Source organism: Microbacterium sp. PA5, from assembly GCF_049860775.1.
Classification (GTDB): domain Bacteria; phylum Actinomycetota; class Actinomycetes; order Actinomycetales; family Microbacteriaceae; genus Microbacterium.
On the sequence record NZ_CP187567.1, the window covers coordinates 2,391,334 to 2,413,574 of the forward strand.

Here is a 22,241-nt window from a genome sequence, read left to right on the forward strand (position 1 = left end):
ACGATGTCGGAGGAGTGTGATTGGGTGAGGGGCACGCGATCCGGAGGCGACATGTCGATAGAGTTCCGCGCCGTCACGAAGCGATTCCCCGACGGCACCACAGCCGTCGACGACTTCAGCCTGCTCATCCCGGCGCACAAGACGACGGTGTTCGTCGGCTCCTCGGGATGCGGCAAGACCACGCTGCTGCGCATGATCAACCGGCTGATCGAGCCGACCGAGGGCGACATCACGATCGACGGCGAGAGCATCCGCGGCCGCGACCCCGTGCAGCTGCGCCGGGGCATCGGCTACGTGCTGCAGAACTCGGGCCTGCTCCCCCACTTCACTGTCGCCGACAACGTCGCGACCGTGCCGGTGCTCACCGGCACGCCGCGCAAGCAGGCGCGCCAGCGCGCCCTGGAGCTCCTCGACATCGTCGGCCTCGACCGGCGCCTCGCCGACCGCTATCCGCGGCAGCTCTCCGGCGGCCAGCAGCAGCGCGTGGGCGTCGCGCGCGGGCTCGCGGCCGACCCCAACATCCTCCTCATGGACGAGCCGTTCGGCGCCGTCGACCCGATCGTCCGCAAGGAGCTGCAGGCCGAGACCCGCCGGCTCCAGCGCGACCTCGACAAGACCGTCGTGTTCGTCACGCACGACATCGACGAGGCGTTCCTGCTCGGAGACCAGGTCGTCATCCTCGAGAAGGGCGCCAAGATCGCGCAGGTCGGCACCCCCGACGAGATCATCGAGAACCCGGCGAGCGACTTCGTCGCCGAGTTCGTCGGGGTCGATCGCGGCACGCGGGCGCTGCGCGCCAAGCAGACACCGCGGGGCACCGTCCTCGTCGACGACGCGGGCCGCACCCAGGGCGTGCTCTTGTCCGGCGAGCCGGCCCCGTCCGCTCCCGGGGACCGCGCGTGAACTGGGTCATCGACAACCTCGACCTCATCTGGGGGCTGACGCTCGAGCATCTGCGCCAGAGCATCATCCCGATCGTGCTCTCGTTCGTCATCGCCCTGCCGATCGGCTGGGCCGCCTGGCGCTACACCCCTTTCCGCGGAGCGGCGCTCACGACGATCGGCCTCCTCTACACGATCCCCTCGCTCGGCCTCTTCGGTCTGCTGGGGGCCTTCGGCATCCCGTTCCTGTCCGAGGTCAACCTGATCATCGCCCTCACCGTCTACGGCGTGGCCATCATGACCCGCTCGGTCGCCGACGGCCTCGACTCCATCGACCCGGCCGTCCGCGCGTCGGCCGTGGCGGTCGGGTACGGACCGTGGCGGCGGTTCTGGGCCGTCGACTTCCCGCTGTCGGGCCCCGTGCTGCTGGCGGGCCTGCGGGTCACGGCGACCTCGACGATCTCGCTGGCCACCGTCGGCATCCTCATCGGCGTCCAGAACCTCGGCTACCTGTTCACGAACGGCTACCAGCGGCGGATCGTCGAAGAGGTGCTCTCGGGCGTCGTGGCCGTCGTCGTGATCGCGCTCGTGATCGACCTCGCCCTCGTCCTGCTCGGCCGGGTGCTGATGCCGTGGCTGCCGCGGCGCCGTGAGAGCCGCGCCGTGACGCGCCGGGTGCTGGCGGAGGCGACGGCGTGAATCTGTTCTTCGACGCGTTCGCGTGGATCTTCTCTCCCGACCGGCTGAGCGGGTCGTCGGTGCCGCTGCCCCTGGCCATCTGGCAGCACCTGGCCTTCACCTTCGGATCCGTCGCGATCGCCGCGCTCATCGCCATCCCGCTCGGATGGCTCATCGGCCACACAGGCCGCGGCCGCGAGATCGCCGTCGCCGTGTCGGGGGCCGCGCGCGCGCTGCCGTCGCTGGGTCTGCTGCTGCTCCTCATCCTCATCATCGGCGTCGTCCACAAGACCGAGGCGGCCGTCATCTCGTTCGTGCTGCTGGCGATCCCGTCGATCCTCGCGGGCGCGTACGCCGGCTTCGAGGCCATCGACCGGGCCGTGATCGACGCCGGGCGCGCGGTCGGCATGACACCCTGGCAGGTGCTCTGGAAGATCGAGGTGCCCCTCGGCCTGCCGCTGCTGATCGGCGGCCTGCGTTCGGCGACCCTCCAGGTCGTCGCGACGGTCACGATCGCCGCCTACGCAGGGCTCGGCGGCCTCGGCTTCTACTTCCTGCAGGGCATCCAGCTCAACCGCTTCGACCAGGTCCTCGGCGCCTCGCTCATCGTGGTCGCCCTCGCCCTCTTCCTCGACGGACTGTTCGCCCTGCTGCAGCGTCTCGTCGTCCCGCGCGGCGTCGCCGGTCGCGCGAGCGCCGAAGGCCGCACCCCGTCTCTCAGGCCCCACAAGACGGCTGACGCGACCGGCTCCACCGTCTGATCCGCACCGCTTCCCGTCCCGCACCGCACACACCGCACATCACGAAAGGTCTGCACCATGACCCGCATCCGCACCCGCCTCACCGCGACCCTCGGGCTCGCGACCGTCGCTGCGCTGGCTCTCGCCGGCTGCGCCACCTCCGACCCGCTCGGCGGCGACAGCTCGAGCGCTCCGCCGGCCTCCGGCGACACCTCGACCATCGTCGTCGGCTCCCAGGCGTACTACTCGAACGAGATCATCGCCGAGATCTACGCCCAGGCGCTCGAGAACGCCGGCTTCACGGTGGAGCGCAAGTTCCAGCTCGGCCAGCGCGACATCTACATCCCGTCGCTCGAGGACGGCAGCGTGCAGCTCATCCCCGAGTACACCGGCAACCTGCTGCAGTTCTTCGACGAGGCCACCACGGCCACCGCGTCGGAGGACGTGTACGCCGCCCTCGCCGACGCCCTGCCCGACGGGCTGACCGTGCTCGACCAGTCGTCGGCGACCGACCAGGACTCGTACAACGTCACGGCCGAGTTCGCCGCCGAGAACGACCTCACCGAGATCGGCGATCTCGCCGGCATCGCGAACCTCACCCTCGGTGGGGCTCCGGAGCTCGAGGAGCGTCCGTACGGCCCGAAGGGTCTGAAGTCGGTCTACGGCGTCGACGTCGCCTTCTCGGCCACGGCCGACACCACCGTCGACGAGCTCGTCGCCGGCAACATCCAGGTCGCGAACGTCTACAGCGCCGACCCGCGCATCCAGACCAACGACCTCGTCACCCTGGCCGACCCCGAGGGCCTGTTCCTCGCGTCGAACGTGGTGCCGCTGGTGAGCGAGTCGATCGCGGAGGAGATCGCCGACGTGATCAACCCGATCAGCGCCGCTCTCACCCCCGAGGGCCTCGTGGCGCTGAACGTCGAGTCGACCGAGGACAAGCGCTCCTCCGCCGACATCGCGACCGACTGGCTGGCGGCCAACGGTCTCGACTGACACCCGTCACGCGAACGCCCCCGGGATCCGTTCCCGGGGGCGTTCGCCGTTGCGCTGCGGTGCGCCGCCGCGGCCGGGGCCCGCCGCGGCGGAGGGTGCCCGGTCGTTGAGCGAGGAGCGCAGCGACGAGACGAAACGCCCCCGTCCACAACTCCGGAAAATCACCCCCCAACCGCGGTCGACCGGCCTCTCACAGCCCGCTGGGCGGGAATGTTCCGGATTTGCGAACCAAGGACCGGGCCGCAGGGACCCGCAGAGGCACCCGGTCGTTGAGCGAGGAGCGCAGCGACGAGTCGAAACGCACCCGTCCACAACTCCGGAAGATCGCCCCCCAACCGCGGTCGACCGGCCTCTCACAGCCCGCTGGGCGGGAACCTTCCGGAGTTGCGAACCAGGACCGGGCCGGGAGGGACCCGCGGAGGGCGCCCGGTCGTTGAGCGAGAAGCGCAGCGACGAGACGAAACGCACCCGCTCCGGACCGGACGCGGCGAGACGTCTCGTCGCGCAACGACCGCGAGCGGGTCAGAACGCGCGCAGCGTGGCGTGAAGGCCGCCCTCGACGTGATCGCGGCGGAGGATGCCGCGGCGGCGCAGCACTGGCACGAGCTCGTCGAGCGTGCGGTGGATCGTCACCGGGTGCAGGTCGCCCCACAGCAGGACGCCGTCGTTGCCCCACTCGCCGAGCTCCTCGACGAGGTCGGCGAACTCCTCCGCGGTGCCGACGAATCCCGAGCGATCCGAGATCCGGCCCAGCCGCGCCAGCGATGCCAGGTGCGCACGGAGCGGGGTCGTCGCGACATCGCGGTCGCCGGTGAGGCGCCGGATGCTGCCCTGCGACACATGCTCGCCGAAGATGGACGGATCGAGCGGAGCGTCGAGGTCGAGCCCGGTGAGATCGGTCTCGAGGTCGCTCGACTGGCGCTGCGCGATGAGGGTCAGCGCCCGGTCGTCGGGGTTCGCGGCGGCGGCGACTAGGCGGTCGGCCTCTTCCGCGCTCGACACGATGGTCGGCTGGATCGCGAACATGATGGTGATGTCCTCGGGGCGCCGCCCGCGCTCGACGGCGGCGGCGTGGATGCGCGCGCGGTACTCCCGCACGCTCTTCTCGGTGAGCGGCGCGAGCGCCAGCTGGATGTCGGAGTTCGCCCCGGCGAACGCGAGTCCGCGCCCGGAACCGCCCGGGGAGGCGATCACCGGCTCGCCGTGCTCGAAGGGCACGGCGTTGAGCGGCCCGTCGAAGGCAAAGTACTCGCCGCGGTGGCGGACGGCATCCAGCTTGGTCCCGTCGGCGTAGACGCCCGAGACGGGATCGGCCACGAGCGCGCCGTCTCCCCAGCTGCGCCACAGCGCACGGATGCCGGCGAGCCACTCCTCGGCGCGGTCGTACGCGGCGTCGTGCCCGAGCTGCGGAGCGTCGCTGAAGTGGCGGGCGCTTCCCGTGTCGGTGACGACGTTCAGCCCGAGCCGGTGGCCGCTCAGGTGCTGCAGGGTCGAGAACTGACGGGCGGCCGTGTACGGCAGGGTGGCGGCGGGGTTGACGGTCGGGATGACCCCCAGGTGGGTCGTCGCCTGGAACAGGTAGGGCGCGAGCAGCAGCGGGTCGAGCTTGGGCCCGCCGAAGGCGTGCCGCACGCGCGTGTCGATCGTCGCGGGTGAGCCGAGCGACGGCGCGTCCTCGATGAGGACGAAGTCGAACCCCGCCTGCTCCAGCTCCCGCGCCGACTGCTGGTAGAGCTCGGGCGAGGTCCAGCGCCAGTCCCAGTCGAGGTAGGGATGGCCCCACCCGTGCGGCCCGAAGCCCCGCGCCAGGAACCAGCCGAAGTGCTGGGGGACGCTCACGCCGGCACCTGCCACGCCACCGAAGCCGGGATCACCGGCGCCGCCCCGGCGGCCAGTGCCCGGTCGAGGTCCTCGAGGAGGTCGTCGACGTCCTCGATGCCGATGGACACCCGCAGGGTCCCGGGATGCACGCCCAGGGCCCGGCGCTCCTGCTCGGTCAGCTGCACGTGGCTCGTCGACGCCGGGTGCAGTACGAGCGAGCGCACGTCGCCGAGGTGCGTCATGTGCGTGAACACGTCGAGGGACTCGACGAGGCGGCGGGCGTCGTCGGCGCCGCCCGCGACGGTGAAGGTGAACACCGAGCCGAAGCCGTCCGGCAGCAGCTCGGCCGCGAGGGCGTGGTCGGGATGCCCGGGCAGGCCCGCGTAGTCGACCGAGGCGACGGCGGGGTGCGCGGCGAGCCAGCGTGCCACGGCGAGCGCGTTGGCGGACTGCCGCTCCACCCGCAGGCTGAGGGTCTCGATGCCCTGGCCGATGAGGAAGGCGTTGAGGGGCGACGGGGTCGGGCCCAGTCGCGGACTCACGCTCTCGCGCGCATACGCGATCCGGGCGTCGCCGCCGACGCGGTCGGCGATGCTCGGCGCTCCGTTCCGGCCGGGGGCGACCAGATGCGGGAACTTCTCACCCGAGACCGCGGGATCGAACCGGCCGCTGTCGATGATCGCACCGCCGATGACGGCACCCTGCCCGGAGAGGAACTTGCTCGCGGAGTGGACGACGACATCGGCGCCGTGCTCGATGGGGCGCAGCAGATAGGGCGTCGCGAACGTGTTGTCGACGACGAGGGGGATGCCGTGGGATCGGGCGACCGCCGAGACGGCGGCGATGTCGAGGATGCGGTTGGCGGCGTTGGAGATCGACTCGGCGAACAGGGCCTTCGTGGTCGGGCGGATCGCCGCCTCCCAGGCCGCGGGGTCGCCGATGTCGTCCACGAAGTCGGCGTCGATCCCGAACCGGGAGAGGTTGTCGAGGATGAGCCCGCGGGAGCCCTCGTAGATGTGGTTCGAGACGACGATGTGGTCGCCGGCGGCGGCGAGGCTCAGCAGTGCCACGGAGGTCGCCGCCTGGCCGCTGGCCAGCAGCAGCGCCTGCGAGCCGCCCTCCAGCGCGGCCAGTGCGCCCTCGACCGCCTCGACGGTGGGGTTGCCGATCCGGGTGTAGGCGTAGCCCTCGCCCGACCCGAAGTGGGCGGCCGCGTCGCCGTACTCGTCGAAGCTGAATCCGGCGGTCAGGTAGATCGGCGTCGCGCGCGGGGACGATCCGCCGACACGGCCGCGCTCGTGCACCTGCCGCGTCGTGAATCCCTTGCCTGCCATGGCCGTCCCTTCCTCGCCGACTGCCATCTTGCGACGGGGAGGCGCGCGGCACCTACTCGCGGTGTCGCCGTGTTACGGCGCGCGGGCAGGCGCGGGGGCGGCTCACGCGCCGGCGGCCGACGCGGCATCCCACCGGTCGAGCGCCCGCTGTGCGAGGAAGGTCACCCACTTCGACGGCTCCCCCGGCGGCACGTCGTGCGTGATCCAGGTCTCGCCGCCGAACAGCCAGCCCTGCAGCCACCGGCCGTCCTCGCCCCGCGCGGCCCGCAGCCGCTCGACGGCCTCGCTCGCGCGCGGGTCGGGCGGCGTGCCGTCGTGCAGCGCGGCCTCGGTGACGTGGTCGACGGCCTTGAGCAGGGTGAACGGCGCCCGGTAGGGATGGACGATGAGGTCGGCCCACGGACCGACCCGCTCGCCCGTGGACAGCCGGTACCGGAGCCGCCGGGTGAGCAGGTACTCCTCGCCGCTGTGCCGGGCCTCTCGGACGCTCGTGTCGCCGGTGAGCTTCTCGTAGGCGAGGAGGCCGCGCACGGCGTTGATGGTCGAGTGGAACGACGAATGGACCGACCCCTCGACCCACTCGCAGTCCCAGCCCCCGTCCGAGACGATGTGCGCCGGGAACCACGCCGCGAGCTGCGACATGTCCTCGCCGAGCCAGGCGCCGTTGGCGAGCGTCATCGCGTTGATGCACACGTCGACCTCGCCGTCCCAGTAGGGGAGGTCGTCGTACTCCCAGCGGCTGTTGCGGCGGAGCTTCTCGCCCGTGCCGGCGAGCACCGCCGGGTCGAGCCCCCATTCGCGCAGGCTCGTCAGGGTCCAGGTGGTGGCGGTGTAGGGCTGCTCGTCCTGTGGAGGCTGCTCGGTCATCTCCGCCGGGAAGAACGCGCCGCCGGCCCACTGGCCGTCGGCGTCCTGATGCGACAGCAGGGCGGCACCGTCGCCCTCGACCGCGATGCGGGCACGGGTCTGCTGCCACACCTCCTCGGGCTCGCCGAGCAGGTCGCGCTGCACCTGCCAGCGCAGCGTGGGGTCGGAATCCAGCAGCCAGTCCGTCACGTCGCGGTCCACCATGAGCACAAACTACGCCGCCGGTCCGACATCGCGGCGTCCGCGACGCCGGAGATCCGCGGCGGAAGGCCGGACGTCAGCCGCGGAAGTCGTCGGGGTCGACGTCGTCGAGGAAGCGCTGGAACTCCTCGACCTCCTGCTCCTCGCTGCCCTCGACGATCGTGCCGGGCACCCCCGCCTCCTCGAGCACGTCGTCCGCGACGAACACCGGCGCGCCGGTCCGCGACGCGAGCGCCACCGCATCGGAGGGCCGCGCGTCGACGACGTGCACCCCCGAGGGGGCGCGCAGAGTCACCTCGGCGTAGAACGTGCCCTCCTCGATGCGGGTGATGTCCACCCGTTCGACGGCCGCGTCGGCGGCGTCCAGCAGCGAGCGCATGAGGTCGTGGGCGAGCGGGCGGGGCGCCTGGGCCCCCTCCACCGCGATGAGGATGGAGGTCGCCTCCTGCGCGCCGATCCAGATCGGCAGGACCCGGCCGTCTCCGTCGGCGTCGTCCTGCGGCGTCAGCAGGATGACGTGCTGTCCCGCTCCGTCGAGGGCCACCCCCGCCACGCGCACCTGGACCATCCGCGGCCTCCGATCGCTCCCCGCCATCGTAGGCAGACGGGCGCCGCGCCGTCAGCCCCGGGAACGGCCGGCAGTGGCCGCTGCTCAGCCGTGGGCGAGCTCCGCCAGTGCCGCGCCGCTCAGCCGCTGCGTCGTCCACTCGTCCTGCGGCTCCGCTCCGATCGAGCGGTAGAACGCGATCGACGGCGCGTTCCAGTCGAGCACCGTCCACTCGAAGCGGCTGTAGTCGCGGGCGACGCAGACGGCGGCGAGCGCCCGCATGAGCGCCTTCCCGTAGCCGCTGCCGCGCCGGGCCTCGTCGACGTAGAGGTCCTCGAGCCAGATCCCATGACGACCGGTCCACGTCGAGTACGTCACGAACCAGATCGCGATCCCCACGATCTCGCCCTGACGCTCGACGACGTGCGCGAAGACGCGCGGCTCGGCGCCGAACAGGCTCGCGGCGAGCGCCTCCGCGGTGTTCTCGACGGCATCCGGCTCGCGCTCGTACACCGCCAGGGCGTGGATGAGGGCGAGGATGCCGTCCTCGTCGCCCGGCCGCGCCGCGCGGAGGACGGCGCCGTCGGGGAGGATCGTCGAGCTGTCCGGTGAGGTCACGATCGCGAGCGTACCCGGCGGCAGGGCGGGCGACGCAACCGGGTGCACGCGATCCCGGGCGGACATGACCCGGGTGCACGTGATCCGGGGTGGACGTAACCTGGGGTGCATGGGAGGCACGCTCGGGTTCGACGAGGTGTGGCGGCCGTCTGCGGCCGAGGCGCACGCCGTGTGGGATGCGGAGAAGATCATCCCCGCCCCCGCGCCCATCCCCGGGGACGGACCGGGCGTCATCACCGATGGCCGCATCGTCATCGAGACGGGTCTGAGACCCGCGCGGGACTGAGCGCTCAGCCGCGGGCGAGCACCTCGCCGTGCGGCATGAGCAGCCAGCCGTCCTCGCTCGCCGCCCACTCCCGCCATGCCTCGCTGATGCGCTCCAGTGCCGCCCGGTCGGCGATGCCCAGCCGCAGCACGTTGTCGGCGAAGGACGAGTGGAGCGCCCGGTCGGCCCACGCCCCGCCCCACCACGCGCGCGCCTCCGCGGATTCGAAGAGCCAGATCGACGCGGACGAGCGCACCTCGGCGAAGCCCGCCGCGCGGGCCCACGCCTTCAGCTGGCGTCCCGCCGCCGGGTCGCCGCTCGTGCCGCGGTGCGCGGCGAGGTACACCTCGCGCCACTCGTCCAGCCCCGGCACCCGCGGCCACCAGATCGTGCCCTCGTAGTCCACGTCGCGTACCGCCACGACGCCCCCGGGCGCCACGACCCGGCGGAACTCCCGCAGCGCGTCGACGGGGCGCGTGAGGTGCTGCAGCACCTGATGCGCGTGCACGACGTCCCACGCGCCGTTCTCCGACGACAGGGCGTACGCGTCGTCGACGGCGTAGGACAGGTTCTCGATGCCGAGGGCCACGCGATCGGCCTCGGCGTGGGCGACGACGTCGGCCGACGCGTCGATGGCGCGCACCCGACCGGGCGCGACGATCGCCGCCAGATCGGTGCTGATCGTGCCGGGCCCGGCGCCCACGTCGAGCACCGTCATCCCCGGCCGAAGCTCCGGCAGGAGGTAGGCGGCGGAGTTGCCCGCGGTGCGCTGGCGATGTACGCGCAGCACGCTCTCGTGGTGCCCGTGGGTGTAGTCGTCGGCCATGCCCCCATCATGGCCGACGACGCGCACGCCTCAGCGCCGTGTGACGATCTCGCGCCTCACTGGTCTGTAGGTCACTGGTCGACGGGCGTCCACTCCGACACGGCGTCGAGGTCGGCGACCTCTTCGGCCGTGAGGTCGATCCGTGCACCGTCGAGCAGGTCGGCGACCTGCTCGACCTTCGACGCCGAGGCGATCGGCGCGGCGACGGCGGGCTTGGCGCGCAGCCACGCGAGGGCGGTCGCGGCGATGGAGACGTCGTGGGCCCGGCCGATCCGCTCGAGGACCTCGATGATCTGCAGTCCCTGCGGCGTCGCGTAGGCAGCGGCGGCGCCGGCGCGCGGCGAGGTGGCTCCCTCGGCGTCGGTCGACCGGTACTTGCCGGTGAGGAAGCCCTTGGCGAGCGCGAAGTACGGGATGAGGCTGAGGCCGAGCTCCTGCGCCGCCGGGACGATGTCGCTCTCGATCTCGCGGTGGACCAGGTTGTAGTGGGGCTGGACGGCGACCGGCTCGGCGACCCCCAGCTCGCGGGCGATGCGCACCCATTCGCGGATGCGGTCGGCCGAGTAGTTCGAGACCGCGGTGTAGCGCACGAGTCCGTCGGTCACGAGCTGCCCGAAGGCGGCGACGGTCTCCTCCAGGGGCGTGTCGGCGTCGTCGAAGTGCGCCCAGTACAGGTCGATGGTGTCGACGCCGAGGCGGCCGAGCGACGCCTCCGCGGCCGCGCGGACGTTCGCCGCCGACAGTCCGCGGAAGTCCGGGTGCTGGCTCACCTTCGTGGCGACGGTGACGTCCTCGCCCGCGCGCAGGCCGCGCGCGGCCAGCCACTCCCCGATGATCGTCTCGCTCTCGCCGCCGCGGTGGCCGTCGACCCACGCGCTGTACGAGTCGGCCGTGTCGACGAAGTCGCCGCCACCCGCGCGGAAGGCGTCGAGCACCGCGAACGAGGTGTCGCGATCCGCGGTCCATCCGAACACGTTGCCGCCGAGGGCGAGGGGGAAGACGTCCAGGTCACTGTTTCCGATGCGAGTCATGCTCGGGACAATACGCGGAGCCGCTCCGCTATTCCGCCCCCGCCGTCATCCGGCGACGCCGGCTCCGCACGGCGGCACTCGATGCATTCGCCGGAATAGACCCCGTCGGCGTATCGTTGCCGACGTCATGCGCAGCTTCGGAACACTCTCCTTCGGCCACTACGGTCCGCTCGGCGGCGGGCGCGAACTCACCGCCGGCGACTCGATGAAGCAGGCGATCGACCTCGCGCAGGGCATGGACGACCTCGGCGTCAACGGCATCTCCTTCCGCGTGCACCACTTCGCCCGGCAGCAGGCCTCGCCCATGCCGCTCCTGGCCGCCATCGCCGCGACCACCGAGCGCATCGAGATGGGCACCGGTGTGATCGACATGCGCTACGAGAACCCGCTCTACCTGGCCGAGGAGGCCGCCGCGGTCGACCTGATCTCCGACGGGCGCCTTGCGCTCGGCATCAGCCGCGGCTCACCCGAGACGGTCGTCCGCGGCTACGAGGCGTTCGGCTACACCGGGTCGGAAGACCCGCGGGGCGCCGACATGGCGCGTGAGAAGTTCGACCTGTTCCTGCGCGCGATCGACGGCGAGCCGCTCGCCGAGCGCGATGCGAACAGCCCGTTCGGCGGCGGCACCGGACGCCAGCGCATCGAACCGCACTCCGAGGGGCTGCGCTCCCGCATCTGGTGGGGCGCCGGCACCCGCGAGACCGCCGAGTGGGCGGGCCGCATCGGCGTGAACCTCATGTCGTCGACCCTCGTCACCGAGGCCGACGGGCGCCCGTTCGACCTTCTCCAGGCCGAGCAGCTCGACCTGTTCCGCGCCGCGTGGAAGGAGGCCGGGCACCCCGGCACGCCGCGCACTTCGGTGAGCCGCTCCATCTTCCCCATCACCACGGCGCAGGACGAGCTGTACTTCGGCCACTCCTCGGAGAGCGACGGCATCGGCTACATCGACGGGTTCCGGTCGACGTTCGGCAAGACGTACGCCGCCGCGCCGGACATCCTCGTCGAGCAGCTGAAGCAGGATGCGGCGGTGATGTCGGCCGACACCCTCATGCTGACGATCCCCTCGCAGCTGGGCGTCGAGTTCAACCTGCACATCGTCGAGTCCTTCGCCCGGCACGTCGCGCCGGCTCTCGGCTGGGTGAGCACCCGCGCCTGACGCCGCTGTCGGCGACCGGCACTCCCCCGGTCGTTGAGCGAGCGCAGCGAGACGAAACGCCCCACCCCGCCACCCGGCACCGTTTCGTCTCGTCGCTGCGCTCCTCGCTCAACGACCGGCACTCCCCCGGTCGTTGAGCGAGCGCAGCGAGACGAAACGCCCCACCCCGGCACTCCCCCGGTCGTCGAGCGAGCGCAGCGAGACGAAACGCCCCACCCCACCCGGCGGCGGTCAGGCGGGGCGCAGCACCCCGTCGTGGATCTCCAGCACCCGATCGGCGCGCGCCAGGACCGACGGGTCGTGGGTCGACAGCAGCACCGCCAGCCCGTCGTCGTGGGCGATCGAGGAGATGAGGTCGATCATCTGCGCCGCGGTGTGCGAGTCCAGCTGCCCCGTCGGCTCGTCGGCGAGCAGGATGCGCGGCGAGCCGGCCAGGGCGCGCGCGATTCCCACGCGCTGCTGCTGACCGCCCGACAGCTCCCCCGGACGCTGCTTCGCGTGCGCGGCGAGACCGACACGCTCCAGCAGACGCCCGACGCGCGCCGCGCGCTCGCCGGCGTCCACGCCGCGGATGCGCAGCGGCAGTTCGACGTTCTCCTCGGCGGAGAGGGCGCTGATCAGCCCGAACGACTGGAAGACGTAGCCGAGGTCGTCGCGGCGCACCCGGTCGACGGCGCTCTCGGGCGCCGAGGTCACCTCGACATCGCCGATCCGCACGGTGCCGGTCGTCGCCGGCTGGATGCCGCCGAGCACGTGCAGCAGCGTCGTCTTGCCGGCCCCCGACGGCCCCACCAGCACCACGAACTCGCCGGGCGACAGGGTCAGCGAGGCGTCGGCGAGCGCGTGCACGTCGCCGGCGGGTGTCGCGTGGACCACGGAGAGGTCGTGCGCCTCGAGCAGGATGTCACTCATCGGGATGCTCCTCCGTCCGTCGGCGCAGACTCCGCCGGGTCTGCGGCTCCGCCCCCTCGACACGGTCGGGTTCCGGGGCGGCAGGCTCCGACCCCTCGACATTTTCCGAGACCCGGGCGGCCGCTCCCGGGCGGGAGTCGCCCGACCACACGCCGACGTGGTCGGGGTTGAGCTCCAGCCGCACGCGGTCGCGCAGATCGAGCTGGGTCATGTAGTCGGTCGGCAGCTGCATCCGGCCGACCTTGTCGAGCACGACGAACTCCTGCGCGATCGTGTGCTCCCGGCCCTCGTCGTCGGTGTGGGTCGAGCGCAGCACCTCGGTCGCGGTGCGGCCGTCGCGGATCTGCACCGTGCGGCGCACGTGCTCCGAGACCGCCGGGTCGTGGGTGACGATGAGCGCCGTCGTGCCGAGCTCGCGGTTGACGGTCTCGAAGGTCGACAGCACGTCCGCGGTCGCGTGCTCGTCGAGGTCTCCCGTGGGCTCGTCGGCCAGCAGGACCCGCGGGTCGTTGGCGAGGGCGACGGCGATCGCGACGCGCTGCTGCTGGCCGCCCGACAGTTCCGCGGGGCGTCGGGCGGCCACATCGGCGACCCCGGTGAGCTCGAGGAGCTCTGCGGCGCGGGCGGGGTTCGAGCGGTCTCCGCCGATCGCGCGGGCGAGCTGCACGTTCTCCTCGGCGGACAGGTACGGCAGGAGGTTGCGGGCCGTCTGCTGCCACACGAACCCGACGACCTCGCGCCGGTAGTCGACGCGCTGCCGCGGCGTCAGCGCCGTCAGGTCCCGCCCGGCGACGGTCGCCTTGCCGGCCGTGGGGGTGTCGAGCGCCGACAGGATCGACAGGAGCGTCGACTTTCCCGAGCCCGAGGCGCCCACGAGCGCCACCAGCCCGCCCCGCTCGACCGTGAGGTCGAGGCCCTGCAGGGCCTGCACCTCGATGTCGGCGACGGCGAAGATGCGCACCAGGCCTTCGCAGACGATGTCGGGATCGGTCATCAGTCCTCCTCCGTTCGGAGCACGGTCGCGATCGAAGTCGTCCGCGCGCTGAGCACGCCCGCGATCACCGCGAGCGCCAGCGCGACGACCACGACGGCGATGAGGGCCCCGCTCAGCGCGGGGTCGACGGTCAGCGACGGCTGGGCGCCGCCGCCGGTGAAGGGTCGCAGGTCGATCGACGCGACGACCAGGAGCGGCAGCACCGCGCCGAGCACGATGCCGCCGACGAGGGCGGTGATACCGAGCGGCGCGAACTCCCAGGCGACGATGCCGCGGCCGCGACCGCGGTCGAGACCCATCGTCCGCAGGAGCGCGATGACCCGCGAGCGCGCGTCGCGCGAGACGCCGGCCACGAGCAGGAGCGCGATGACCGACAGCAGCGCCGCGACGCCCAGCGCACCGAAGAGGACGACGCGCAGCGCCGTGACGGCGGGCGAGGCCTGGATCTCCGCCGTCGAGTCGGCGAGGATGCGCACCGTGTGGGTCTGGCCCACCGCCTCACTCAGCGCGGCGGCGACCGCCCGGGGGTCGGCGCCGTCGTCGAGGTCGACGAGCACGATGCGCGGGTGGAATCCGAAGCCCGTGAGGGCGGTGTAGTCGTCGACGTCGAGGACGACGAAGTCGCTCGTGCCCGCGACGCCCAGGAGCATCGGCAGCGTTCCCGCCACGCGCGCCGGCCGGTCCTGCACGGTCACGTCCGTCGTCCCCACCTCGGTGGCGATGGTCGAGGAGACGAGGACGTCCAGCGGGTCCGCCCCGGGGGTCACCGACGCGGGGAACGCGCCGACGAATCCCTCCTGGATGCCGGCGGTGCGCGCGGTGTCGGTGACGAAGGCGAGCACGCTGTCGCGTCCGTCCGATCCCGCCACGGTGAGGAAGTCGCCGCGGAGCAGGCCGCTCGCATCGGTCACCCCGTCCACCGCGCGGAGCCGCTCGATCGTCCCCTCGTCGAAGTACGGTCCCGCCAGTCGCACGTCGGCGCCGACGTCGCGCTGCGCGGCGACCACCGCACCGCGGTCGACGGTGGCCAGGACGACCGAGGAGAACACGGCGATCGCGACGGCGACCACCATCGCCAGCACGGCCGTCGTCCCGGCGGACGGATCGCGGAGGTTCCGGGCCGCGCCCACGAGGCCGACGACGCCCCGCCCCCGTCGCGAGGCGGCGAGCGCCGCGGCCAGCGGCACGGGGTGCAGGCGCACCACGATGAGCGCCAGGGCGACGGTGGCCAGCAGCGGCGCGGCGATCACGAGCGGATCGATCGTCGTGGTGTCCTCGCCGATGCCGCGCACGAGCAGCTGGACGACCGCCGCGGCGGCGACGATCACCACGAGGAGCTCGGCCACCCGCGTCCACCGGCCGCGCGCGGGCGCGTCGAGGTCGGAGCGGCCCCGGGCGAGCAGGCCCGGGCGCAGCGTCGCGGCCAGAGCGACGCCCGGCGCGAGCCCGACGATGCCGGCGACGAGGGTCGGCAGCGGTCCGGCGTCGTACGGGGTGAGGAGCACCCCGGCGGCGGCCCCCGCGATCGCGGCCGGCGCCCCCAGCAGGAGGCCCTCCCCGAACAGCAGGCGGCGCAGCCGCGCGAGCGGCGCTCCCCGGGCCGACAGCAGCGCCAGGTCGGCACGCCGACGCCGGACGATCAGGGCGGCCGCGAGCACGATGAGCGCGACGCTGACGGCGAGCGGGCCGACCGCCGCGACCGCGAGGATCGCGCTGGCCGATCCCGCGCGCGCGAGCGCCGTCGAGAGCACCGCGACGAGGTCGGTGGACAGCCGCGTGCGCAGCTGACCGTCGTCGTCGAGAGGCAGGGACGCCGTGGTGGCGCCGCGCACCGCCGACAGCAGGTCCGACGGGTCCACCCCGCGGGCGCCGTCGGCGTCGACGGGATACCAGAGGCTAAGCTGGGTGCGTCCGAACCGCTCGCTCTGGACGATGGTCACCCAGGTCGCCGGCGTCACCCACGCCGCGCTCGTGGCCGTCGGACGCCGGTTGCCGTCGTCGTAGACGGACGCCGTGAGTCCGGTGATCAGATGCAGCCACCGGTCCGCGTCCGGATCGATCGCCTCCGCGATCCCCGACAGGACGAAGGGCGCGCGGACCTCGCCGACCGGCCACCCCATCGTCTCGGCCGCCGCGGCCGTCAGGAGGATCGGGATGCCGCCCGATCCCGACCAGTCGCCCGGCCACTCCCCGTCGACGACGCGCAGGTGGGCGCCCGCGGCGGGTTCCGAGATGAGCTGGACGAACGGGAGCGGCAGGTCGGCCGACAGCCCGGACGGGTCGGCGGCGGCGCCGGCCATCAGGTACTCGGCGAACTCGGCCGGCGCGGTCAGCTCCGTCAGCACGGGGTCGAAGTCGCGCCGCGCCGTCTCGAGGTGCCCGGCGAGCGCGCCGAAGAGCTCGGGCGCGCCCGGGTCCCATCCCTCGGTGAGCGCGGCGTCGGGCGCCGGCCCGAACGCGGGGACGTTGATGGTCGAGCCCGTCAGGTCGCGCGAGGTCGCGGCCACCCCGCCGATCTGGTGCGAGACCTCCGCGCGCACCACGCCCACGAGCGCGCGGGGCGCGGCGGCGATCACGAAAGCGGCGAGCACCGTGAGCGCGACGATCACGACCGCCGCGCTGCGCGGGGTCGCGAAGCGGCGGCGGGTGAGGGCGAACAGCCCCGCCGAGCGTGTCATCGCGTGCTCCTCATCGGTCGGCCGCTCATTCGTCCTCCCGCAGGGCGGGGGCGAGCGTGCGCGGGACGCGGACCGAGGCGCTCACCACGGCGCACACGAGCGCGATCGCGCCCACCGCGACGGCGAGCTCCGCCGCCGGCCACACGAGCGGGACGGGGTAGGCGTCCGGCACCGTGCCGTAGGCGGCGCGCACCAGCGTCGGCACCACGAGCCAGGCCGTCGCGATGCCCGCGGCCACGCCGCCGAGCACGCCCAGCGCGAGCGCGAACAGGTCCTCCGCCGTCCGGGTGGCGGCGGCGCGGCGGCGGCCGAGACCCATCACCGCGAGCAGGGCGAGCTCCCGGGTGTCGGCACGGGAGCGCGTTCTGCGCAGGGCGAGCACCACGACGGCGAGCACCAGTCCCCCCGCGGCGGCGAGGCCGAAGCCCCAGGCCGTGGCGGCCGCCGCCTCGCCCTGCCGCGGGTCGGCGACGAGCACGGTGGCGCCGGGGTTCGCGTCGGCGATCGCCCCGGCGACGGCATCCGGCGCGTCGGCCCGCGCCCAGAGCTGGTTGGGGACGATGGGGGTGGCCGCGAGGAGCCGCAGCGTCCCGAGGTCGGCGAGGAGGCCCTGCCCCGCGGGCGTGCCGGGAAGGATCGGGACGACCGCCGCCACGACGACGTCGGCCTCGAAGTCCGGGCCGTCGAACTCCAGGGCGATGGTGTCGCCGGGGGCGAGGCTCAGGTCGTCGGCCAGCGCCGAGGTGATCACGATCGGCGCCGCGGCGGGGACGCCGGGCGCGATGACGCTCGTCACCAGTCCGTCCCCGGTGCTGTCGAAGGCCGGCGCGAACACGATGCCGCCGGCGATCTCGACGCTTCCGGCGGTGCCGGGCGCGGGCGACATCGTCGAGAGGTCGAGGGGTTCGCCGCCGCTCACGACGTCCGAGAGCACGACCGTGCCCTCCGCGCCCCACCACGCGGGCCAGACCTCGATCGCCAGGAGCGACCAGGTCTGCTCGCCGGGGAGCGGGATGCGTTCGCGGATGCGGGGGTCGGTCACCGGCGGCACGAACTCCTCCCCACCCTCACCGCCAGAGCCCGCGTCGCCGTTGACGAAACCGTACGTGAAGGTCGTCCCCGCGTCGGAGCGGAAGGTCAGCTGGACGTTGACCAGCAGCGGCTCCGGCTGGAACTGCTCGCCGTCCACTCCAATCGGCGGCGGCGGGGGCGCCGTCACGACCAGCTCGAGGTCGTCGCCGGCGAGCGGGATGCCGGCGTCCGGGAGCCGGATGGCCTCGCCGATGGCGGCGGGGTCGATCGTCCCGCCGCCGTCGAGCAGGACGTCGCCGACCGCACCGCCGTCGATGGCGACCACCGGGATGCGCGCGCCCGGGCCGATGGCCGTGAATCCGCGTGCCGCGGCGGTGGCGCGGGCACCGGCCTCCGTCGCGGTGACGGCGATGTCGGCGGCAGACCGGGTCTCGGGGATCGTCGTCACCCGCACATCGGCGCCGACGCGCAGCGCCTCGGGCGCGTCGCCGAGCGCACGGGTGGTGCCGAGGTAGGCGCCGGCGACGGTCGCGGTGCCGACGGCGAAGGCGACGACCGTGATGGGCAGCGCATGGCGGCCGGGACGTCGTGAGGCCAGGCGCAGCGGCGTGATCGGCTGCACGCCACGGGTGGCGGCGAGCGCTGCGGCGATCCCGCGCGCCACCGGGGTCGCCACGAGCACGGCGAGCAGGGCGGCCAGGGCCAGCACGAGCGCCGGCGCGATCGCGACGAGGGGGTCCAGGATCGCGGTGCCGTCGCCGCGGACGACGACGGGCGACCCCGACTGCGCGAACTGCCAGGCCGCCAGGCCGGTGACCACCGCCAGGACCACCGCCACGGCCGCCGCGGCGGCCAGCTGCGCGCGTCCGGGGCGGCGGTCGGCTGTGCGCGCCGTCACGACGACGGCGACGAGCGTGGCGGCCAGTGCGACGCCCGCGGCGCCGACGGCGGCGAAGAGGAGGCCCGGATGCGGGAGCCCTGCGAGGTGGGCGACGGCGAGGACGACGCCGGCTCCGGCGAGCGATCCCGCGGAGGAGACGGCGGCCGTCTCGGCGCCGCTCAGCGCGGCCAGGCTACGGGCGCGTGCGCCGCGGGCACGCAGCAGCAGCGACTCGCCCGACCGGGCACGCACGGGTTCGAGGGCGACCGCGCCGACGACCACGACGGTGAGCAGGCCGAGGAACCCGATCGCGACGGCGGTCGGTCCGCGCCGGGCCTGCAGGCCGTCGGCGATCGAGCCCAGCGTCGCAGGGAGGCCGCCGGCCACCTGCACGCGGGCACCGACCGCCTCGCGCGCTTCGGACGGCAGCTCGCGGAGCGCGCCGATCAGCGAGACGACGTCGTCGCCGGTCACCCGTGCGGGATCCGGGGTGATCGTGACGACGCCCTCGGACTCGGTGACGGTGACCGCCGGCGCGCCGTGCGCCGCAAGGGTCTGCCGGACGGCATCCGCGAGCCCGTCGTCGCCCCCGTCGGCGACGCTCACCACGGCCTGCCCGCGCAGCCCGTCCGCCGCCCCGAGGGCGGCGCGCACGTCCTGCGCCTCGACGGCGCGGAGGGCGACCGCCATGCCGACGATCAGTCCCGCGGCGACCCCGGTGACAATCAGGAGGGTCACCAGCGCGGGAAGCGCGGCCCGTGCCCGGGCGAGCGCGAAACGGCGGCCGCCGATCACTCCGCGCTCCCGTCCGTCACATCTGCACCCTAACGGACCCGCGCTCCGCGGCCCGGCGACGACCCCGGGCGCGCGGCGCGGGTCGGCGGCCGTGACGCATGCACGAGGGCCGCGCCCGGCTCCCGGTGCGCGGCCCTCGGCGACGACGGATCAGGCGGCAGCGCGACGCGCGCGGCGCAGGAGCGCCAGCCCGACGACGAGCGCCATCACGCCGCCGACGACCGGCAGCGCGGAGCCCGTGAGGTCGCCGCCGGTGACGGCGAGGCCCTCGTCGGTCACCGCGATCTCCGTCCAGGCGAGGATCGTGCCGTCCGCGTCGGTGATCACCAGGCGGTGGTCGCCGGCCGGCACGGAGCTCGGGATCCGCACCGTGATCGCGCCGTCCGCACCGACCACGGCCGCGCCGAGGTCGGTCGGCTCGGAGAACAGCCACACGTGCACCGTGGCGCCGGCCAGCGCGGGGTCGAGCTGCACGCGGATCGTGCCGCCCGGGCGCACCTGCGACGGCGCCTCGATCGTGCCGCGGTTCTCGTCGGTCAGGTCGGCCTCGTCCGGCGCGGTCGGTGTCGGGGCGAGGGTGGGCGTGGCGGTCGCGGTCGGCGTCGGCGTCGCGGTCGGCGTCGGCGTCGCGGTCGGCGTCGGCGTCGCGGTCGGCGTCGGCGTCGGCGTCGGCTCGGCGTCCGTCGTGCACGGCAGCGTTCCGCCCCGCAGCGAGAAGCCGTCGGTGTCGGCGTCGTCGGCGTAGAACGTCTGCGCCGACCCGCCCACGCACGACGACCCGATCGCGAAGCCCTCGTTCGCCACGTTCGCCATCCCCGCGGGACGGGCGTAGACGTTCGTCGGCACGAAGGCGCCGCTGCCGTCGATCTCGTACGTGGCGGTGCGTCCCTCGCACGCCTCGTCGCAGACGACCCACAGCACGCCGCGGTCGAACTGCACATCGGCGACGAGCGCGAACGGCGTCTCGATCGCGGCGACGCGGGCGAAGGAGCCGTCGGCGCTGAGCGCGTAGGCGTACACGGCAGCGGTCCCCTCGACGCCGACGAAGAAGAGCCCGTTCCCGTGCCCGGCGTACGTCGCCGGATCGTACGCCGCGCCGGTGCGCTGATCGACGAACCCCTCCGACACGAGCCGGCTGTCGGGGATCCACGTGATGCCCTCCAGTCCGGCGTTCGCGCCGAGGCCCGGGAAGTCGGAGGCCAGGTTCCACTCGGCCGCGGCCACCAGCTCCGATCCGGTGGAGACGTCGTCGAACCGGAGCACGGCGGGACGGCTGACCGAGCTCTGGTCGTTGTCGCGCTCGCTCGAGACATAGACGCTGTCGCCGACGACCGTCACGCCTTCGGCGTCGACCGTGCCGGCACCGCCGGGGTAGCGGAGCTTCTTCCCGTCCGCCCAGCCCGCCGCGGGAAGCCACTTCTGGCCGTTCTCCTGCAGGCGGTAGAGCAGGCCGTTGCCGTTCTCGACCGCCCAGAGCGCGTCGCCGGCCGCGTCGAGGCCGCTGAGGTCGCCCGAGAAGGTGCCGTCGTCGTCGAGCGCGCGCACGTCCGCACCGCCCGGCCAGGCCGTCACGACGACCTCGCCCTCGCACTGGTTCGCCTCGCCCTTCGTGGCTCCGGCGGTCTCGGCGAACACCCCGGTGGCATCGGGGCACCGGCCCCAGGTGGTCCCGGCGTGCGCCGTCCACGAGGTCGCGTCCCGCACGGTGGAGCCGTCGACGTCGAAGAGGCTCACGGCATCGGCCGAGCCGAGCCCGAACCCGAAGTCCGCCTCTTCGAGCACGAGGCGGCCCTTCGCCGCGATCTCCGTCCCCGCCGGCACGGTGTAGCGGTGGCCGGTCGTGTCGGAGTCGGTCACGACGAGACCGCCGATGTCGATCACCGCGTCGCTCAGGTTGACGAGTTCGATCCAGTCGCCGGGCGTGCCGCCGCTGGACTCGACCTCGTTGATCTTCACGGGCAGCGCGCAGTCGTTCGGCGCGCCCTTGGTCGTGACCGTCGTCTCGCGCATCTCGCCGGTGCCGTCGGGGCAGCGTCCGTAGCTCGTCGCGGCGTGCACGGTCCAGGCGAACGAGGCGACCGGGCTCACACCGTCGGGGGCGAAGAGCCGCACCATGTCGGCACCGCCGAGCCCGAAGTCGAACCCGGGCGAATGGGCGGTCAGCTGGTCGACGAGGAGGAGGCCGTGCGCGGGCACGACCGATCCCGCGGGGAGGTCGTAGCGCTTGGCGTCGTCGTTGTCGCGCAGGATGTACCCGCCGAGGTCGACGTCGGCGTCGCTCGTGTTGGCGAACTCGACCCAGTCCGTGTCATCGCCGTTGGACTCGACCTCGTTGACCACGATCACGCCGGCGGCTGGGTCGTCGGTCGGGGTGGCGGTGGGCGTCGGGAGGGGCGCGCAGTCGTTGGCGGCGCCGCGGGTCGACGCGGCCGTCGTGACGAACTCCCCGGTGCCGTCGGGGCAGCGCCCGTAGGTCGTCGTCGCGTGCTGCGTCCACGTGTGGGAGTCCACGAGCGTCGCACCGTCGGCCAGGTACAGCCGCGCCGCGTCGGCCATGCCCAGACCGAACGTGAGCTCCGGCTCGGTGAAGACGAAGAACTCCCCCGGGGCGAGCTCGGTGCCGGCGGGCACGGCATCGGTGCGCGTGTCGTCGTCGTCCTTGACGATCCAGCCCGAGACGTCCACGGGGGCGGACGAGGTGTTGAGCAGCTCGATCCAGTCGGTGGTGTCCCCGTTGGACTCGATCTCGTTGATGACGACCCCGGAGTCGGCGGCGACGGCGGGCAGCGCCGCCAGCGGCGCGACCAGCAGTCCGGCGCCGAGGGCGACGGCGAGCGCGCCGGAGATCCGGGCTCGGACGGCATCCGCGGCGCCGGACGGGCGGTGGCGCAGGCCGATGGCGCGCAGAAGTGTGGCGCGCAGGGGTGTGGCGCGCAGGGATGTGGCGCGCAGGGATGTGGAAGGCATCTCACTCCAGGGTTCGGTCGGG

At 73.6% G+C, this 22,241-nt stretch carries 18 protein-coding genes; 6 read left to right on the plus strand and 12 right to left on the minus strand.

Features of this window, described 5'->3' with window-relative positions; genetic code table 11:
• Window positions 1-51: 51 nt before the first annotated feature.
• From ACPWUT_RS11370 to ACPWUT_RS11385, 4 genes are read left to right on the plus strand one after another with little or no spacing between them, the layout of a single operon-like run.
• The gene (locus tag ACPWUT_RS11370; protein WP_425837654.1) at window positions 52-903 is read left to right on the plus strand and encodes an ABC transporter ATP-binding protein; all 852 of its coding nucleotides are present in this window, start codon (window positions 52-54) and stop codon (window positions 901-903) included.
• Window positions 900-1,580 carry an ABC transporter permease gene (locus ACPWUT_RS11375; protein WP_425837657.1) on the plus strand — a complete coding sequence of 227 codons (681 nt, stop codon included), beginning with the start codon at window positions 900-902 and terminating at the stop codon, window positions 1,578-1,580. Before ACPWUT_RS11370 ends, ACPWUT_RS11375 begins: the two co-directional genes overlap by 4 nt.
• Window positions 1,577-2,320 carry an ABC transporter permease gene (locus tag ACPWUT_RS11380; RefSeq protein WP_425837660.1) on the plus strand — a complete coding sequence of 248 codons (744 nt, stop codon included), beginning with the start codon at window positions 1,577-1,579 and terminating at the stop codon, window positions 2,318-2,320. The genes ACPWUT_RS11375 and ACPWUT_RS11380 overlap by 4 nt, the downstream gene beginning before the upstream one ends.
• Window positions 2,321-2,377: 57 nt before the next feature.
• Window positions 2,378-3,295, plus strand: a complete 918-nt coding sequence (locus ACPWUT_RS11385) for an ABC transporter substrate-binding protein (RefSeq protein ID WP_284530620.1) — start codon at window positions 2,378-2,380, stop codon at window positions 3,293-3,295.
• 522 nt (window positions 3,296-3,817) lie between these two features.
• On the opposite strand, the gene ACPWUT_RS11390 is transcribed toward ACPWUT_RS11385, so the two are convergent.
• The 5 genes from ACPWUT_RS11390 to ACPWUT_RS11410 form a co-directional block, all read right to left on the minus strand.
• Window positions 3,818-5,134: an LLM class flavin-dependent oxidoreductase gene (locus ACPWUT_RS11390; RefSeq protein ID WP_425837664.1), complete on the minus strand. Its 1,317-nt coding sequence runs from the start codon at window positions 5,132-5,134 to the stop codon at window positions 3,818-3,820.
• A complete protein-coding gene (locus ACPWUT_RS11395; protein WP_425837667.1) occupies window positions 5,131-6,450 on the minus strand; it encodes an O-acetylhomoserine aminocarboxypropyltransferase/cysteine synthase family protein in 1,320 nt (439 codons plus the stop codon). Before ACPWUT_RS11395 ends, ACPWUT_RS11390 begins: the two co-directional genes overlap by 4 nt.
• A gap of 102 nt (window positions 6,451-6,552) precedes the next feature.
• Complete coding sequence (locus ACPWUT_RS11400; protein ID WP_284530624.1) at window positions 6,553-7,521, minus strand: squalene cyclase; 969 nt, start codon at window positions 7,519-7,521, stop codon at window positions 6,553-6,555.
• A gap of 73 nt (window positions 7,522-7,594) precedes the next feature.
• Window positions 7,595-8,086, minus strand: coding sequence for a bifunctional nuclease family protein (locus ACPWUT_RS11405; protein ID WP_284530625.1), 492 nt, complete (start codon window positions 8,084-8,086; stop codon window positions 7,595-7,597).
• 84 nt (window positions 8,087-8,170) lie between these two features.
• Window positions 8,171-8,683 (minus strand): GNAT family N-acetyltransferase, encoded by a 513-nt coding sequence (locus tag ACPWUT_RS11410; RefSeq protein WP_425837672.1) that lies wholly within the window; start codon window positions 8,681-8,683, stop codon window positions 8,171-8,173.
• 109 nt (window positions 8,684-8,792) lie between these two features.
• Here ACPWUT_RS11410 and ACPWUT_RS11415 point away from each other — a divergent pair, with 109 nt between their 5' ends.
• Window positions 8,793-8,969, plus strand: coding sequence for a hypothetical protein (locus tag ACPWUT_RS11415; RefSeq protein WP_284530627.1), 177 nt, complete (start codon window positions 8,793-8,795; stop codon window positions 8,967-8,969).
• Between the two features lie 4 nt (window positions 8,970-8,973).
• On the opposite strand, the gene ACPWUT_RS11420 is transcribed toward ACPWUT_RS11415, so the two are convergent.
• Window positions 8,974-9,774, minus strand: coding sequence for a class I SAM-dependent methyltransferase (locus ACPWUT_RS11420; RefSeq protein WP_425837676.1), 801 nt, complete (start codon window positions 9,772-9,774; stop codon window positions 8,974-8,976).
• Between the two features lie 71 nt (window positions 9,775-9,845).
• Window positions 9,846-10,805 carry an aldo/keto reductase gene (locus ACPWUT_RS11425; protein WP_284530631.1) on the minus strand — a complete coding sequence of 320 codons (960 nt, stop codon included), beginning with the start codon at window positions 10,803-10,805 and terminating at the stop codon, window positions 9,846-9,848.
• Between the two features lie 127 nt (window positions 10,806-10,932).
• Between ACPWUT_RS11425 and ACPWUT_RS11430 the strand changes: the two genes are divergently transcribed.
• Entirely contained in the window at window positions 10,933-11,961 is a 1,029-nt protein-coding gene (locus ACPWUT_RS11430) for an LLM class flavin-dependent oxidoreductase (RefSeq protein WP_425837680.1), read from the plus strand.
• A 231-nt stretch (window positions 11,962-12,192) separates the two neighbouring features.
• On the opposite strand, the gene ACPWUT_RS11435 is transcribed toward ACPWUT_RS11430, so the two are convergent.
• The 5 genes from ACPWUT_RS11435 to ACPWUT_RS11455 form a co-directional block, all read right to left on the minus strand.
• Window positions 12,193-12,873, minus strand: a complete 681-nt coding sequence (locus ACPWUT_RS11435; RefSeq protein WP_425837683.1) for an ABC transporter ATP-binding protein — start codon at window positions 12,871-12,873, stop codon at window positions 12,193-12,195.
• Window positions 12,866-13,867: an ABC transporter ATP-binding protein gene (locus ACPWUT_RS11440; protein ID WP_425837686.1), complete on the minus strand. Its 1,002-nt coding sequence runs from the start codon at window positions 13,865-13,867 to the stop codon at window positions 12,866-12,868. Before ACPWUT_RS11440 ends, ACPWUT_RS11435 begins: the two co-directional genes overlap by 8 nt.
• Entirely contained in the window at window positions 13,867-16,545 is a 2,679-nt protein-coding gene (locus ACPWUT_RS11445; protein WP_425837689.1) for an FtsX-like permease family protein, read from the minus strand. Before ACPWUT_RS11445 ends, ACPWUT_RS11440 begins: the two co-directional genes overlap by 1 nt.
• Before the next feature lie 25 nt (window positions 16,546-16,570).
• Complete coding sequence (locus ACPWUT_RS11450) at window positions 16,571-19,252, minus strand: hypothetical protein (protein WP_425837692.1); 2,682 nt, start codon at window positions 19,250-19,252, stop codon at window positions 16,571-16,573.
• A gap of 150 nt (window positions 19,253-19,402) precedes the next feature.
• A complete protein-coding gene (locus ACPWUT_RS11455) occupies window positions 19,403-22,219 on the minus strand; it encodes a lamin tail domain-containing protein (protein ID WP_425837695.1) in 2,817 nt (938 codons plus the stop codon).
• Window positions 22,220-22,241 lie beyond the last annotated feature (22 nt).

Coding starts and splice junctions, on each gene's coding strand:
- ACPWUT_RS11400 (WP_284530624.1), bottom strand. CDS start 7,521: ATGGTGGACCGCGACGTGACGGACTGGCTGCTGGATTCCGACCCCACG.
- ACPWUT_RS11385 (WP_284530620.1), top strand. CDS start 2,378: ATGACCCGCATCCGCACCCGCCTCACCGCGACCCTCGGGCTCGCGACC.
- ACPWUT_RS11370 (WP_425837654.1), top strand. CDS start 52: ATGTCGATAGAGTTCCGCGCCGTCACGAAGCGATTCCCCGACGGCACC.
- ACPWUT_RS11435 (WP_425837683.1), bottom strand. CDS start 12,873: ATGAGTGACATCCTGCTCGAGGCGCACGACCTCTCCGTGGTCCACGCG.
- ACPWUT_RS11425 (WP_284530631.1), bottom strand. CDS start 10,805: ATGACTCGCATCGGAAACAGTGACCTGGACGTCTTCCCCCTCGCCCTC.
- ACPWUT_RS11445 (WP_425837689.1), bottom strand. CDS start 16,545: ATGACACGCTCGGCGGGGCTGTTCGCCCTCACCCGCCGCCGCTTCGCG.
- ACPWUT_RS11455 (WP_425837695.1), bottom strand. CDS start 22,219: ATGCCTTCCACATCCCTGCGCGCCACATCCCTGCGCGCCACACCCCTG.
- ACPWUT_RS11430 (WP_425837680.1), top strand. CDS start 10,933: ATGCGCAGCTTCGGAACACTCTCCTTCGGCCACTACGGTCCGCTCGGC.
- ACPWUT_RS11395 (WP_425837667.1), bottom strand. CDS start 6,450: ATGGCAGGCAAGGGATTCACGACGCGGCAGGTGCACGAGCGCGGCCGT.
- ACPWUT_RS11420 (WP_425837676.1), bottom strand. CDS start 9,774: ATGGCCGACGACTACACCCACGGGCACCACGAGAGCGTGCTGCGCGTA.
- ACPWUT_RS11415 (WP_284530627.1), top strand. CDS start 8,793: ATGGGAGGCACGCTCGGGTTCGACGAGGTGTGGCGGCCGTCTGCGGCC.
- ACPWUT_RS11405 (WP_284530625.1), bottom strand. CDS start 8,086: ATGGTCCAGGTGCGCGTGGCGGGGGTGGCCCTCGACGGAGCGGGACAG.
- ACPWUT_RS11440 (WP_425837686.1), bottom strand. CDS start 13,867: ATGACCGATCCCGACATCGTCTGCGAAGGCCTGGTGCGCATCTTCGCC.